General features: G+C 69.0%; 12 protein-coding genes and 2 pseudogenes. 4 read left to right on the top strand and 10 right to left on the bottom strand.

Annotation, left to right across the window (positions count from 1 at the left end; genetic code table 11):
* Window positions 1–181 precede the first annotated feature (181 nt).
* From KWI83_RS14480 to KWI83_RS14465, 4 genes are all read right to left on the bottom strand, one after another.
* The gene (locus KWI83_RS14480) at window positions 182–784 is read right to left on the bottom strand and encodes a DinB family protein (RefSeq protein WP_218514757.1); all 603 of its coding nucleotides are present in this window, start codon (window positions 782–784) and stop codon (window positions 182–184) included.
* Window positions 781–1,677 carry a GNAT family N-acetyltransferase gene (locus KWI83_RS14475; RefSeq protein WP_218514756.1) on the bottom strand — a complete coding sequence of 299 codons (897 nt, stop codon included), beginning with the start codon at window positions 1,675–1,677 and terminating at the stop codon, window positions 781–783. Before KWI83_RS14475 ends, KWI83_RS14480 begins: the two co-directional genes overlap by 4 nt.
* A 395-nt stretch (window positions 1,678–2,072) precedes the next feature.
* Window positions 2,073–2,888 (bottom strand): DUF899 domain-containing protein, encoded by an 816-nt coding sequence (locus KWI83_RS14470; RefSeq protein WP_218514755.1) that lies wholly within the window; start codon window positions 2,886–2,888, stop codon window positions 2,073–2,075.
* A gap of 366 nt (window positions 2,889–3,254) precedes the next feature.
* Window positions 3,255–3,629 (bottom strand): VOC family protein, encoded by a 375-nt coding sequence (locus KWI83_RS14465; RefSeq protein ID WP_218514754.1) that lies wholly within the window; start codon window positions 3,627–3,629, stop codon window positions 3,255–3,257.
* Window positions 3,630–4,171: 542 nt separating this feature from the next.
* Here KWI83_RS14465 and KWI83_RS14460 point away from each other — a divergent pair.
* Window positions 4,172–5,047, top strand: a complete 876-nt coding sequence (locus KWI83_RS14460; protein WP_218514753.1) for a GNAT family N-acetyltransferase — start codon at window positions 4,172–4,174, stop codon at window positions 5,045–5,047.
* 75 nt (window positions 5,048–5,122) lie between these two features.
* On the opposite strand, the pseudogene KWI83_RS14455 reads toward KWI83_RS14460, so the two are convergent.
* From KWI83_RS14455 to KWI83_RS14440, 4 genes and pseudogenes are all read right to left on the bottom strand, one after another.
* Window positions 5,123–5,347 (bottom strand): annotated as a pseudogene (locus KWI83_RS14455) (histidine phosphatase family protein); the annotation flags it as partial.
* A 132-nt stretch (window positions 5,348–5,479) separates the two neighbouring features.
* Window positions 5,480–7,300, bottom strand: a complete 1,821-nt coding sequence (locus KWI83_RS39975) for an asparagine synthase C-terminal domain-containing protein (protein WP_218514752.1) — start codon at window positions 7,298–7,300, stop codon at window positions 5,480–5,482.
* Between the two features lie 387 nt (window positions 7,301–7,687).
* Complete coding sequence (locus KWI83_RS14445) at window positions 7,688–7,942, bottom strand: hypothetical protein (RefSeq protein WP_256362232.1); 255 nt, start codon at window positions 7,940–7,942, stop codon at window positions 7,688–7,690.
* Window positions 7,908–8,611, bottom strand: a pseudogene (locus KWI83_RS14440) (TnsA-like heteromeric transposase endonuclease subunit). The gene KWI83_RS14445 and the pseudogene KWI83_RS14440 overlap by 35 nt, the downstream one beginning before the upstream one ends.
* A gap of 355 nt (window positions 8,612–8,966) precedes the next feature.
* Between KWI83_RS14440 and KWI83_RS14435 the strand changes: the two are divergent.
* The 3 genes from KWI83_RS14435 to KWI83_RS14425 all read left to right on the top strand — a co-directional run bounded on the left by KWI83_RS14435 (window position 8,967) and on the right by KWI83_RS14425 (window position 10,669).
* Entirely contained in the window at window positions 8,967–9,500 is a 534-nt protein-coding gene (locus KWI83_RS14435; protein WP_218514751.1) for a helix-turn-helix domain-containing protein, read from the top strand.
* 60 nt (window positions 9,501–9,560) lie between these two features.
* Window positions 9,561–10,154: a hypothetical protein gene (locus tag KWI83_RS14430; RefSeq protein ID WP_218514750.1), complete on the top strand. Its 594-nt coding sequence runs from the start codon at window positions 9,561–9,563 to the stop codon at window positions 10,152–10,154.
* Window positions 10,155–10,336: 182 nt separating this feature from the next.
* Window positions 10,337–10,669 (top strand): DUF2516 family protein, encoded by a 333-nt coding sequence (locus KWI83_RS14425; protein WP_218514839.1) that lies wholly within the window; start codon window positions 10,337–10,339, stop codon window positions 10,667–10,669.
* Window positions 10,670–10,852: 183 nt separating this feature from the next.
* Here the strand turns inward: KWI83_RS14425 and KWI83_RS14420 are convergent, their stop codons facing one another.
* Both KWI83_RS14420 and KWI83_RS14415 read right to left on the bottom strand, forming a co-directional pair.
* Window positions 10,853–12,205, bottom strand: coding sequence for a PP2C family protein-serine/threonine phosphatase (locus KWI83_RS14420; protein WP_218514749.1), 1,353 nt, complete (start codon window positions 12,203–12,205; stop codon window positions 10,853–10,855).
* Between the two features lie 377 nt (window positions 12,206–12,582).
* Complete coding sequence (locus tag KWI83_RS14415; RefSeq protein WP_218514748.1) at window positions 12,583–13,689, bottom strand: NlpC/P60 family protein; 1,107 nt, start codon at window positions 13,687–13,689, stop codon at window positions 12,583–12,585.
* Between the last annotated feature and the right edge of the window lie 2 nt (window positions 13,690–13,691).

Below are 13,691 nucleotides of genomic sequence, written 5' to 3'. Positions count from 1 at the left end.
TATGCGGGGGTGGCGGCGGTCGTACAGCACGGGGGCCCTACGCCATCGGTACGCCGTACCCGCTGCGCTGCGCTGCGCGCCGTGCGCCTGTACGCCCGTGGCGACGCCGCCTGTCCCGTGCCGAGGTGTCCTTGAGGAGGAAGCCGGAGGCTCCCGCACGCGCGCGTGCCGCCTTCCGGTGTCACGCGCCTCGGCCGGCCTCCCGAGCCGCACGTTCCAGCCGTTCGCGATGGTCCTCCCACCACGCCGAGTCGCCCGACGGCATCGCGGTGTTGTCCTCCCGCATCCCCACGGCACCGTCGATGAGTTCCCGGACGATGTCGGCGTGCCCGGCGTGCCGCTGTGTGTCGGCGATCACGCGCACCACGGCGTGATGCAACGTCACCTCGTCCTTGCCCTCGGACCACCACGGCACCCTGCCCACGGTGTCCAGCGGCAGCGCGTCGATCGTCGCGTCCGCGTGCGCCCACGCCCGGCGGTAGAGCTCCACGACGAACGCGCGGGACTCGTCGGCGGTGGCCCACATGTCCGCATTGGTCTCGGCACCCTCGTCGAGCCAGGGCAGCGGCTCACCGGACGGCCGCCCGAAGGTGTCGCCGAGATACCCCAACTCCACACTGGCCACGTGTTTCACCAGCCCCAGGAGGTTGGTGCCCGTGGGCGTCAGGGGGCGGCGGATGTCGTACTCCGAGAGCCCTTCCAGCTTCCACAGCAGGGCATCGCGGGCGGACTGCAGGTAGAAGTGGAGATCGGCTTTGGCGTCTTTGGCGTCCGTTGCTGTCATGGGGTCAGTGTGGAGGTCACCGCCGGTTCGGCGCACGCGAAGTCGTACGCAGCCCAGTCGGTGAGCGTGCGATAGCCGAGGCGCTGGTACAGGGCGTTGCTGGTGGGGTTGGACAGGTCCGCGAACAGTACGACCTCCCTCGCGCCCGCGGCCAGCGCGGCCCGGCTCACCTCCGCCGTCACGGCGCCCGCGTAGCCACGGCCGCGCAGGTGGGGCGGGGTGTAGACGATGTCCACCTGGATCTGTCCACCGATCAACGGGTTCATGCCCGCGATGGAGACGGGAGTGCCGTCCGGGGTCTCCCAGAGCGTGTAGCGCTTGTCGGCGAAGCGTGTGCTGGCCCAGGAGCCGGCGTCAAGGGAGACGACCTCCCCGACGGCCTTGGCGAACTCGCCGCACCAGAACATGACGTGCTCAAGGTCCTGCTCGCCCAGGACGCGGCCCCGGCCCGCCGGCGGCGGCTCCGGTGGGGTGAGCGTGCCGAGGCGGTACAGACGCAGCCGGGTGTCGCGGAGTCTCGGCGTCGCGCCGGTGTGCCGTTGCCAGGCCTCGGCGAAGGCGGTGGCGGTGGCGTGGTCCGCGCTGACGGAGGGAAGGAGGTGCCCGAGGGCGGCCAGATGGGCGGCGAGGGTGTCGGCCTGCTCCGGCGTGAGCGGGGTGAGGCACAGCGCGCGGGGTGGGAGGCGGTAGAAGGTGGCGTGGACTTCGCCCGCTCGCTCCAGCACGCCGAAGACGGGGGCTTCGGTGCCGAACGCGTCCGCCCCACGTGCTCGCACTCTCGCGGCCCACGTCAGCGGCATGACGTGCAGGCCGGGCCGCGAGCGCAGGAAGTCTCCGGCTTGGAGGAGGAAGTCGTCGACGTCTTCGGTGAGGTACCAACCGTCCGATCGCATGCTTCATGATTCCCCGTGCTGGAGAAGTGCCCAACGGTTTTCCGCCAGGGCGAGGAGTCAGATGGCGGGCCTCGGCGAGCGTCTGTGAACTGGGTCAGCGGGTGTGGCGGTTTCTGGGCTGCCAGGTGGCGGGGGTCCAGATCGTGGCTTCGTGGGCGGAACAAGGCGTGGCCGGTCCGGTGTGGCGGGAAGCCGGTCCGGCCCGAGAAGTGGGACCGGCGCCTGGTCCTGGACGTGATCTTCTCCCTGGTCCGCGGTGGGATCGCCTGGCGGCCCTGCCGACCCTTCGCCGTGCGGGCCAACGCCCACCGACCGAGCGCGCGGGCGGACCCTCGCAGCATCCGGAGGTATCGCCCGGCACCTCACACCTCTGCCACGCCGTCGACGAAGGCGCCTCAGTGGTGGTGGCCGTGCCGGCCGAGGGTCTCCACGGGGGTCGCGCCGGGGCGGGTCCACTGCGGCACGGGACGGCTGGTCGGGCCCCAGGTGGCGTTCCCGTCCGCGTCCGAGCGCCAGTACCAGCAGGCCTGGCGGCGCTCGGACGGGGACCCCTCGCGGACATCGCCGGTCACGGGCCGGCCCTCGGGGTTGTCCTCCCACGCCTCGCCGCGGCCGTAGGGCGTCATGTCGAGCAGGCCCAAGGACCCGTTGACCGGCTCGTTGCCACGGCCCGTCGTGGAGTAGGTGAGGAACACGCGGTCGCCGTCGCGCAGGAAGCAGGCGATGTGGCCCATTCCTCCGCCGACCGGCTCCTCCACGCCCCGCACCGAGTACCAGGGCTGGGTGTACCCCATGAACTCGACGTACGGCGCCACCTCGTCCCACGGGCCCGAGGTCAGGATGGCGAACGAAACGCCCCGGGCGTTGAGGTAGACGGCGTCCTTCATGTGCCATGCCGTGGTGGTGCAGCCCTCGCACTGTCCCTGGTGCGGCGCGCCGTCGTACCACATGTGCTGGTAGACCACGAGCTCGTCGCGGCCCTGGAACAGGTTCAGGAACGGGACCGGGCCGTCGGGTCCGACGACCTCGACCGTCCCGTCGAACTCCACCATCGGCAGTCGGCGGCGGGCCGCGGCGATGGCGTCGCCCTCCCGGGTGTGGGCCTTCTCGCGGACCAGCAGCTCGTCACGGGCGGTCTGCCAGGTGGCCAGGTCCACGACGGGCGGGCGGCCGGGCAGCGCGGTGGTCGGGTCGTCCGGTGGGGTCGTCATGGTGTCCTCCTGGTGCCTCGTACCGGGCAGCGGGTACGGCGTCCTACGACGGTCACCAGAACAGACTCGCGACCCGACCGGAACTCATCGCGGCCCCGGGCAATGGGTTCGCTGGGGCAGAAATTTCCAACGCCGCGATGGTGCAGACAGGGAAAACCGCTGGCCGCGACCGAATGTGGCGGGGAGATGGCTGCCTGGCGGAGGGCAGGTTGCTGCGCGGTTGTCCCGTCTCGCTGAAGACGCGGCAGGGTAGCGCTCTGACCTGGAGGCCTCAGGTTGAGCGAGATGCCCCTGGGCTGGTGTACGACACCCCGTCGAACGCGCTCTGAGGGTGTGGTTTCGGCGTCTGCCGGTGCGGGCCGATGCTCAGCTCAGGCGGGCTCGCAGGAGGCAGAACTCGTTGCCTTCGGGGTCGGCCAGGACATGCCATTGCTCCTCGCCGCTCTGGCCGATGTCGGCCGGGCGCGCCCCGAGCTTCAGGAGGCGTTCGAGTTCGGCGTCCTGGTCGCGGTCGGTGGGGTTGACATCGAAGTGCATCCGCAGCTTGCCGGACTTGGGCTCGGTGGCGGGGACGAAGATCAGGGTCGGCTGCAATCCGCCGAACCCTTCCTGCGGTCCGATCTCCACCGCGCCGTCGTCATCGGGGTCGAGCACGATGAAGTCCAGCACCTCGCACCAGAACGCCGCCAGCCGTTGCGGATCCCGGCAAGGGATTATCAGTTCGGAGATACGACACGCCATGGTCGGCACCCTACGGGCCATCAACCGCACGCAGCCAGTCCCGCGCGACGCAGGCCCGGCAGTGTTCCGGGAACGTGGTGGTGCAGGCGGAGTGTGGCCTCCATCGCCGCCACCAGGCCCTGCGTCGTCAGGCTCGATGAGCTCATCCGGGCGCACGTCCATCACCACGGCCGTGCCGTCCCGGCGTCGCACGAAGCATTCCGGCGTGTGCCTCACCCTGCAGCCCCGGCCGCCGTACCACCACGACAGCCGGAACGGCTGCGAGACGATCGCCGACACCTCCAGGTTGAGCGCCCGGCTGTCGCGTCGGGTATGCGCCGGGTTCCACGGTTCCGGTGGGCTGGTGCTGCTCGCAGGGAGGGAAGCGTGCTGGTCCGGCCCTACCGGGTCAGGCAGCCCCATGTATGCCACCGTCCAGTTCTGACGGGACTGAGCAGGAGGAACGGGACACAAACCCCTCATGTGAGTGACTGGCGCCTCCACGGGCCAGAGCACCTGATACTCCGTTGCTTGTTGGAAAACCGGTTCGACAGCATGGCGCCATGCAACGCCATGAGCATCTCGGACCCGCAGCACTGCGCGCCATGCAGAGCCTGGCCACCCGCACCTTTCCGAGGACCGGTCACCACCACATCGGCGACCTCACCTGGAACTGGTGCCTCGCCCTCGACCGCGCCGACCAGTGCCCGACAGCCGTCTGGACCCAGGACGAACAGACGCTGGCCTGGGGCTGGTTGGAACTGCCCGACACCTTGATGCTCCAGGTCGACCCGGAGCACCCGGAACTGGCTCACGAAGTCCTCGCCTGGGCCGAACACACGGCATCAGGCCCGCTGAGCATCGGTGTCACCGAGACCGAACCACACCTGGTCAAGGCACTGGAAGAGCGCGGATACACACGGAACACCGAGGGACCGTTCATGACGTGCCTGGGCCGCCCCCTCACCGACCTGCCGGACATCCCGCACCTGCCGGACGGCTACTCGATCCACCCCCAGCGCGACCATGCCGACGTGGCAGGCCGGGCGGCAGCACACCGCGCCGCCTTCGGATCGACCCGGATCACCACCGAACGACACGCCCGCATGAGGGACACCTGGCCCTACCGGCCCGAACACGACCTCATCGTGACCTCGCCAACGGGTGAAGTCGTCGCCTACTGCCAAGGCTGGTACGACCCGGCCAACGGAATCGGCGAGTTCGAACCCGTCGGCACCCACCCCGATCACCGCCGCCTTGGCCTCGCCCGAGCCGTCTGCACCGCGGTGCTGCACGCCTTCGCCGACGCCGGCGGCCACCGCGCCACCGTCTACTCGCGCGGCGACGCCGCCTATCCCGTCCCCGAGCGGCTCTACGAGTCATTGGGCTTCACCGCGTACACCCGCACCCACACCTACGCCGGCGCACCGACCGGCTGAGGCGCCGACTGGTTCCTATCGATCAGAACCACCGGGACCCGTTCACTTCGCCGATCAGATCGAGCGGGAACCGCACGGGCTGCCGGGTGCGTATCGGATGGCCGTCAGAGCTGCGTTGCCGTGGTCGAGACCCATCCAGCGCCACTCGGGCGCGTCGAGGACAGCCCGGATCAGCCAGCCGATGAGGAAGTTGTGCGTGACAACCAGTTCATGGCGGGGGCGATCTCCCTCGACGGGACCTGTGAACTCTGCAAGTGCTTCCCGGGCCAGTGCTGGACCACGGTTGCGCTCCTCTTCGGGAACCTGAGAGGAAGCTGAGCATTGAAGCGTGTGCTGCCCGACGGCGTGCGTCGTCTGGTCCGTCGTGCCCTGCGCTGATCTTTGGTAGTCGTGGTGGTTTGCGCGCTGCCCGAGGGCTCTTCACGGCGAGTCTCATGGGATGGGGATTCGTACCGGAGGTAGGTCGGGTCGCGCTTCGCGCCAGGCGCCTGTCAACAGGACGGCAAGTGTGTAGACGTGCCAGACCTGGTTCGACCAAGCCTTCGGCACTGTGTCGAAGTGTTCTTTGATCTTGGCTTTGTCGACGATGTCGAACAGTTCATTCGGCGTGTTCATGACCTCGTCGCGAAGAAGGGCGAGGAACGCCTCATCGAAGGATTTGCGCCAATTAAATCCCGAGGTCCGGCCGTTGGGGACGAAGGCTGCACGCCGCAGCCAGGCGGGCCACTCGATCAGGTGACGCGGTCGATCGCTCTCGAACCTCCATCGCTTGCCCTCTGGCGGGATGCCCGCGATTTCAGGCGCGAGGGTCTGGATCAGGCGGTAGACGACCTCTTCACTCCATCGCCAGTCCGCGGGCAGCGCCAGCGCTTCCCGGACCACCTGGTTGTCGAGGAAGGGGTGATAGTAAGGGGAGTTCATCAGCGTGGCAGTATGCGCACCTACCAACCAGCGGCCAGACCGATAGAAGAGGTAAAGCTGGTCCAGAACGTTGAACCCATCCGTCTGCGCTCGCTCCGACCATGTCCTGTAGTCCTCAAGCGCCCGTTCATTGGCCCGTCGGGTAAGGAAAGCTTCGGCTGCCATGAAGATTTTCCTTACCCTTTTTTGGATTCCCGCTGGGCTCGTATCATCCTGGTTGTAGAGGAATCCGCCACGCAGTGTTTCTCCGCCCGACCCGGATGTTCTGGGGGTCATTTCATAAGGAGCCCAGCGGTTGACTTCCTCGTACGCCGATGTCATTCCTTCACACATGCGGATGATATCGTATGTCCTCAGGAAGGGATGCGTGACGACGATTGCCTCCTTCTTTTCCCCGGTTACGGCCAAAGACACTCGGTGCTCGATGCCCAGCCGCTTCGCAATCCGGGTGGCAAGCACGACATCCGGGTCATCAGCGAATCCATGAGTTGTCGCCACCATCGGAACTTTCGCAGCTTTGAGGACCGCAGCCATGAGCCGGCTGTCGCGTCCACCGGAGAGCGCCAGCCGGACCGGTTCACCATGCCGAGCGATCGGGGCCGCAGCCCTGATCAGGGCCTCGGCCAAGCCCTCGACCCGTTCGCGAGCCCGCTTGGCGTTGGTCGGCGCGGGCTCGGCAGTCGGCATGGGACTCTTCCTGAGATGCACGCCTTCGGACCGCCTGACGGTCAGCACCGCAGCAGCCGGCAGTGCCCGCACACCACGAAACGGCGTCTCGTCATTGGCGAAGAAACCATGCCGGACCATAGGCTGTAGAGCCAAGATGTCCAAGTCAACCGTCGGTCGCATCATCCCGGTGGCCGCCGCCCGTGCGACAAGGTGCACCAGCAGGGCTCGGCTCCCCATGAGGTAGGTCTCACCGGCGTCCGCACAATAGACCGGGCACACTCTGGAAATCGATGTAGCCGCCTCGATCCCACTCTCCCGTGCACGGAAAACCGAAAAGCAGCCACCCAGTGACTCAGTCACCGTCCCCAGGTTGTCCGTGGTGACCAGCCTCCGCTCATCAACGGCCGGCTTCCCAAGGTAGCCGCAGTAGCCGAGTGCTAGCGTGCCAGATCCGATCAAAGGTTTCGGGAGGAGCTCGTGCTCAGGTTCGTTGGACCAAGCCAGCAGTGCCACGCCACGATCGCCAGAGATCCATTGTGTACTGCAGATCTCCCTTTTAGGCGCAGGAATCGCCTCGAACGCGGCGCTATGGGCGGCATCCAGGACGTGCTGAGGAATTTGGTCGTGAAGTGCCAGAGCTGCGATTGCAAGGTAGGTGCGCACAGTGATCCTTCAAGAAGAGGCCGCGGGCTTGGAAAGCCTGCTGTCCTCCAGGACAAGAGGTCGACCGCCCATTCGCCCTGGCTGCAGTTCCTGCACGTCCACGCCCGTTGACATTTCTCGATTCCGCACGGGTGGCGTCGCCTTGGCTGTCCCAGCCGCGGTCCATCGCAGCGAGGGCGGCGATCGCCCCGGCCGTGACGGCCGGGCACGCACTGCCCCATGTCCGTGCTCACACCGACACCATCCCAACGGGCGGCGCATGCTTCGGTGGCGGCACACGGGTTGGACTAGTGTTATGACCGGAATGGCTCAGCTTGAACACCGGGTAGACGGCGTCGAGTGGGCGGCTTTGCCATCGGGCCATGCCAAGGACAGTCCAGCAAGACGTCAGTCAGTGACCGGGTCACGGCCACCGGGGACCCGCGTATCACTATGACTGTCGGTGATGGTGGAGATGGTCAGTGAGGTGCTGAGCACGGTGAAACCCTCCGACGCCAGCATGTGTCCCAGCAGCACGACGCTGGCGGCCTGGGCGTCATCGGCCAGCCGCACCGACGTGCCGTGCAGGGCGGCAACCGTGTGCTCCCGCCCGTCGTAGCGGACCCTGTCACCCAGCGACAACAGCCGCGGACGCGTCGGCATCCCCTCCCACCTCCTTCGCGACCACGGGCACCGGGCGAACCTGCGTGGCCGCCGACAGCAGACCGGCCTCCAGATCCACCGCCAGTTCCCGGCGCCGGATCAGATGGAAGAGCACCGGCAGCACGGCGATCGGGTCACCCACCGCACGGACCCCCGCCAACAAACCCCGAGGCCGGGCGAATGCCGCCCGTAACTCCACCGCCACCGAATCTCGTCGCACCCGCGGATGCCGGTAGCCCGACAACCAGCGCAGATTCGCCGCCAGCACCGGATCGAGCACACCAACCCGCTCAGAGCCCCAGTCCACCCGTGCGCAGGCCGCTGCCGTGGCCTGGAACTTCACCGCTCCTCGGGATCGATCCGATCGTCGGGACGCACGTCCAGCACTTCACCGGTGCCGTCCCGACGGCGCACGAAGTAGTCCGGCGTATGGCTGCTCCGCCGAGCCCGGCCACCGGACCGCCACGAGAGCCGGAACGGCTGCGACGCCATCGCCACCACGCCCGGATCGCAGTCCAGCCGCATCAGCTGACCGAGCTCCACCCACGACTCATAACCCACCAACTCGGCACCTGCAGCAGCCCAGTACCAGCCGGCGAAATTGCGCTGACCCCGGTACGACGGGAACGTCCGCGCCTGCCCGGCCGCCTCGAAACGCGCCGACCACATCACCTCAAGCGGCCCCTCATGCAGGTCACCGCGAGCGTCGACGTACTCCAGCCAGAAGTCCTCAGCCTCCACCAGCCACCCCCACCCGGCGCTGACCATGTACGACCGTAGACAGCCAGGCGCGGCAGCGGCTCAGAACGAGCGAGACAGAACAGCAGATGGCCAAGGTTGACCGAGGCACGCAGCCAGATGGCTCGCACAGACCGAGATTGGCCCGCCTTCAGCGAGACAGGTCAACACTTCCACCGGGACCGGACAACAACCGCCGCGAGGCACACCCTGCCGTACGGGTGGCGTGGCGCACTATTGCAAGCAGGTGCTTGCAATAGTTAGCGGAGCGCGGCATGGTGGACGTATGGCATCGCTCAACGTCGGCAATCTCGGTGAGTACCTGCGCGAACAGCGGCGCAACGCGCAGCTGTCGCTCAGGCAGCTCGCCGACGCCGCCGGGGTGTCCAATCCGTATCTGAGCCAGATCGAGCGCGGGCTGCGCAAGCCGAGCGCGGAGGTGTTGCAGCAGGTCGCCAAGGCGCTGCGGATCTCCGCGGAAACGCTGTACGTGCGGGCCGGGATCCTCGATGCCGAGCGGGACCGGGACGAGGTCGAGACGCGCGCCGTCATCCTCGCCGATCCCACGCTGAACGAGCGGCAGAAGCAGGTGCTGCTCCAGGTCTACGAGTCGTTCCGCAAGGAGAACGGCTTCGAGGCCGACAAGGCGAGCGCGGCGCAGGACGGTGACCGCAGCGACAGCAGCGACAGTAGTGACATCAGCGATCTCAGCGGCGTAAGAGACGGCGACGGCAGCAGCGGTGGGGGCGACAGCGTCGTACGCGACCCCCGCGCCGCCGACGGCGGCGACGCCGACCCCCAGCAGCGATCCGCTGGTTGAGCCGGGCGGACGCGGCGGGACCCAAAACCCTCACAGAAAGCCACCGGGAGGACCAGCACCATGGCCATCACCGACGACCTGCGCAAGACCCTCACCGACCCGCGGCCGCTCTACTTCGCCGCCGGCACCGCCGACCTGGCTTTCCAGCAGGCCAAGAAGGTGCCGAGCATGGTCGAGCAGCTGCGCGCCGAGGCGCCGGCCCGCATCGACGCCGTCCGCAACACCGACCCCAAGGCCGTCCAGGAGAAGGCCACCGCCCGCGTCAAGGAGACGCAGGAGACCGTCCAGAGCAAGGTCAACGAGTTCCTCGGTTCTCTCGACTCCGACCTGAAGAAGTTGGGTGAGACCGCCCAGGACCTCGCCCTGCGCGGTGTCGGCATGGCCGCCGAGTACGCCGTGAAGGCCCGGGAGACCTACGAGAAGGTCGCCGAGCACGGCGAGCAGACCGTGCGCAGCTGGCGGGGCGAGGCGGCCGAGGAGATCGAGGAGCTGGCCATCGCCGTCGAGCCGGACACCAAGCCGGCCGAGGCCGAGGAGGACAAGCCCGCCACTGCTTCGACCGAGGCCGCCCCGGCGAAGAAGCCCGCGGCGAAGAAGGCCCCGGCCGCTCGCAAGGCGACCACGGCGAAGAAGACGACGCCTTCGAGCAAGTGACACCGACCGCGGACACCGTCCGTGGACCCGTCCGCGGTCACGCTGAGTAACACGAACGGGTGATCGGTAACGGGACGGGCACTCCTGGAGTGCCCGTCCCGTTTCATCGGGTGACGGGCAGGCGGTTGCGGGTACGGTGACCGCGTAGGGACTAGCCGATACGGGTGGTGGACGTTGTGCTGATGCAGGGGTTCGTCGGGTTCATGTGGCTGCTGAGCATGGCCCTGATCCTTTTCAGTGGCTTCGCACTGATCGACGCCGCCACCCGACGCGAGGATGCCTACCGCGCGGCCGGCAAGCAGACCAAGCCCTTCTGGCTGATCATCCTCGGGCTCGCCTTCGTGGTGAACCTGATCTTCGACATCCTGTCGCTCCTGCCGATCATCGGCCTCATCGCGACGATCGTGTACATGGTCGACGTACGCCCGGCCCTGCGCGGCCTCCCTGGCGGCGGCCGCGCCCACCGGGGTTCGAGCAGCGACGGCCCGTACGGGCCGTACAACGGCGGTCGGTGAGCCGCCGCCGCGTACGCCTCAGCCGCCGCGTAACCTCAGGCGCCGCGACGGCACTCGTGCCGCGGATGGCACCCGCGCGACGACGGCACTCCCCCCGGCGATGGCACTCGCCCCGCGACGGCACCCGCACCGCGGATGGCACTCGCCCCGCGACCGGACCCGCGCCGCGACGGCCCCGCCCCGCTACGGCACCCGGTCCAGCAGCAGCACCGCCACATCGTCGGTCAGTTCGCCCCCGTTGAGCTCACGGACCTCGTTGACCGCCGCCCGCAGCAACTGCTCGCCGCGCAGGCCCTGGGCCAGCTGGCGGCTGATCATCTCGACCATGCCGTCCTGGCCGAGCCGCTCGCGGCCCGCGCCGATGTGGCCCTCGATCAGGCCGTCGGTGTAGAGCATCAGGCTCCACTCCCGGCCCAGCTCCACCTGCATCCGCGGCCAACGGGCGCCCGGCAGCAGGCCGAGGGCGGGGCCGTTGTTGTCGTACGGCAGCAGGCGTGGCGCCCGGCCGGGGCGGGCGATCAGCGGGGCCGGGTGACCGGCCAGGCACAGGCCCGCACGGCGGCCGTCCGGCGCGATGTCGACCGTGCACAGGGTCGCGAAGATCTCGTCGTCCGAGCGTTCGTGCTCCAGCACCTGCTGCAGCGTGTTCAGCAGCTGGTCGCCGCACAGGCCCGCCAGCGTCAGCGCACGCCACGCGATGCGCAGCTCCACGCCGAGCGCCGCCTCGTCGGGACCGTGCCCGCAGACGTCGCCGATCATGGCGTGCACGGTGCCGTCCGGGGTGCGGACCACGTCGTAGAAGTCGCCGCCGAGCAGCGCGCGCGAGCGGCCGGGGCGGTAGCGGGCGGCGAAGCGCAGCGGGGAGCCGTGCAGGAGCGGCGTGGGCAGCAGTCCGCGCTCCAGCCGGCGGTTCTCCTGGGCACGCAGGCGGCCCTCGGCGAGCCGCCGCTCCGCTGTGTCGGAACGTTTCCGCTCCACGGCGTAGCGGATCGCACGGCTCAGCAGCCGGCCGTCCAGCTCGTCGCGGAACAGGTAGTCCTGGGCGCCCACGCGGACAGCATCGGCGCCGCGCTCGGCGTCGCCGGACGCGGTGAGGGCGAGGACGGCGTGCCGGGGCGCGAGCTCCAGTACGTGCCGCAGGACGGACAGCTCGTCGTCGCTGTCGTCGGCCCGGCCGGGGGCGGGCAGTGCGAGGTCCAGCAGGATGCAGTGGACGTCGTCGGTCAGCAGCCGCTCGGCCTCGGTGAGGTTGCGGGCGGTGCGGATCCGGATCGGCTTGCCGGCCTGGTCGAGCAGTTCGGGCACGATCGGGGAGCCGCCGGGGTCGTCCTCTATCAGCAGCAGTGTGAGGTTGGTGTCAGTGGTGGTGCTGGTGGTGGTCTTCTCGGCCTTCTCTTCCTTGTGCGCTTCCTTGCGCGGAGCCTCAGTACCGGGAGCACCGGATGCACCGGAGAGGCCGCGGACTGCGGGCGCGGCCTGCGCCTGACCACTCTCCACGGCCGGGATCGCTCTCTGCCGCGGTACGGGTACGGGCATTGTCCTGGGTTCCTTCCCTCCCCCCGAGGGCATGGCGGGTGCGAGGGACCTCGACCCACCGACGGGGACCATAGCGGGTGTCGGCGCCGCAACGGAATGGTGTGAGGCACGCCGCTCGGCGGTCGGCCACTGTCATATGCCGCGTTCCGTACCGCAGTTGGACAGGACGCCGCGCGGTTCGGGATGACGAAGGTCACGTCGGCGGGGGGTTTGGCGGCCAGGGAGCGTGGGGTGGGTCACGTGGCCCAGGTCACCGGAGTCCTCGGGGCCGTGTCCCCGGACTCCTCAAGGTCGTGTCCCCGGACTCCTCAGGGCCGTATCCCCGGACTCCTCAGGGTCGTATCCCCCGAGTCCTCATGCCGTGCGGCAGGGGCACTTCAGCCCGCCTCCGGGCGTACGACCCCCAGGATCGGCATCGAACCCGCACCCGCGATCGTGATCGTCCGCCCCGGCCGCGGGGCGTGCACCATCGCGCCGTCGCCCACGTACATCCCGACGTGGCTGGCGTCGTCGAAGTAGATGATCAGGTCGCCGGGGCGCATGTCCTTGATGTCGACGCGCTCCAGCTGCTTCCACTGCTCCTGCGAGGTGCGCGGGATGACGCTGCCGGCCGCCGCCCAGGCCTGGGAGGTCAGACCGGAGCAGTCGTACGTCTTCGGGCCCTCGGCGCCCCACTCGTACGGCTTGCCGATCTGCTCGGTCGCGAACTTCACGGCCTTCTTGCCCCGCTCGGTGGCCGTGCCGTCGATCTCGTCGAGGACGCCGGAGTCCAGCCAGGCGGTCTGCGCCTGGTAGGCGGCCTCCTCCTCCAGCTGGGCCAGGCGCTCCTTCTCCTCCTTCTCCAGCTGGGACTCCAGCTTCTTGGCCGCCTCGATCCGCTGCTCGATCTTCTTCTGGGCGGCGGCCTTCGCCTTGCGGATCGCCTCCAGCTTCTCCCACTGGGCGGAGGCGTCCTTGGCGTACTGCTCCAAGTCCTGCTGGGTGCGGGTCATTTCCTGAAGCAGATGCTTGGTGGCGCGCTGGCCCTGGAGGATGCGGCCGGTGCCGTCGAGGAACTCGCCCGGGTCGTCGCTGAGCATCAGATGGGCCTCGGGCGGGAGGCCGCCGGTGCGGTACTGGGCGGCGGCCGCGGCTCCGGCGCGCTGCTTCAACTCGGCGAGCCTCTCCTTGCCTTCGACGATCCGCTTGGCCAGCGCGACGATCTCGGCGGACTGCCGCTCGGCCTTCTCCTCCGCCGCGTTGTAGGCGTCGGTGGCGGCGGCGGCCTCGCGGTAGAGGGTGTCGAGCTGCTTGCGGACGGCTTCGAGTTCCTCGTTCGTGGCGGGAGCCGAGCCGGGAGCCGAACCGGGAGCCGAACCGGGGGTCGCGGACGGGGCGGGGGTCGGTGCGGGTGCCGCGAACGCCGTGCCGGGTGCCGCCAGCACGGTGACCGCGCAGACCACGGTCACGGCCGCCGCGATCAGGCCGCGCTTGCCCCTGGTCATAC

Origin of the sequence: Streptomyces sp. TRM70350, assembly GCF_019219825.1 — a bacterium.
GTDB lineage: Bacteria > Actinomycetota > Actinomycetes > Streptomycetales > Streptomycetaceae > Streptomyces.
The sequence above is the reverse complement of the archived record's forward strand: the minus strand, read 5'-3'. Positions and strand labels throughout refer to the sequence as shown.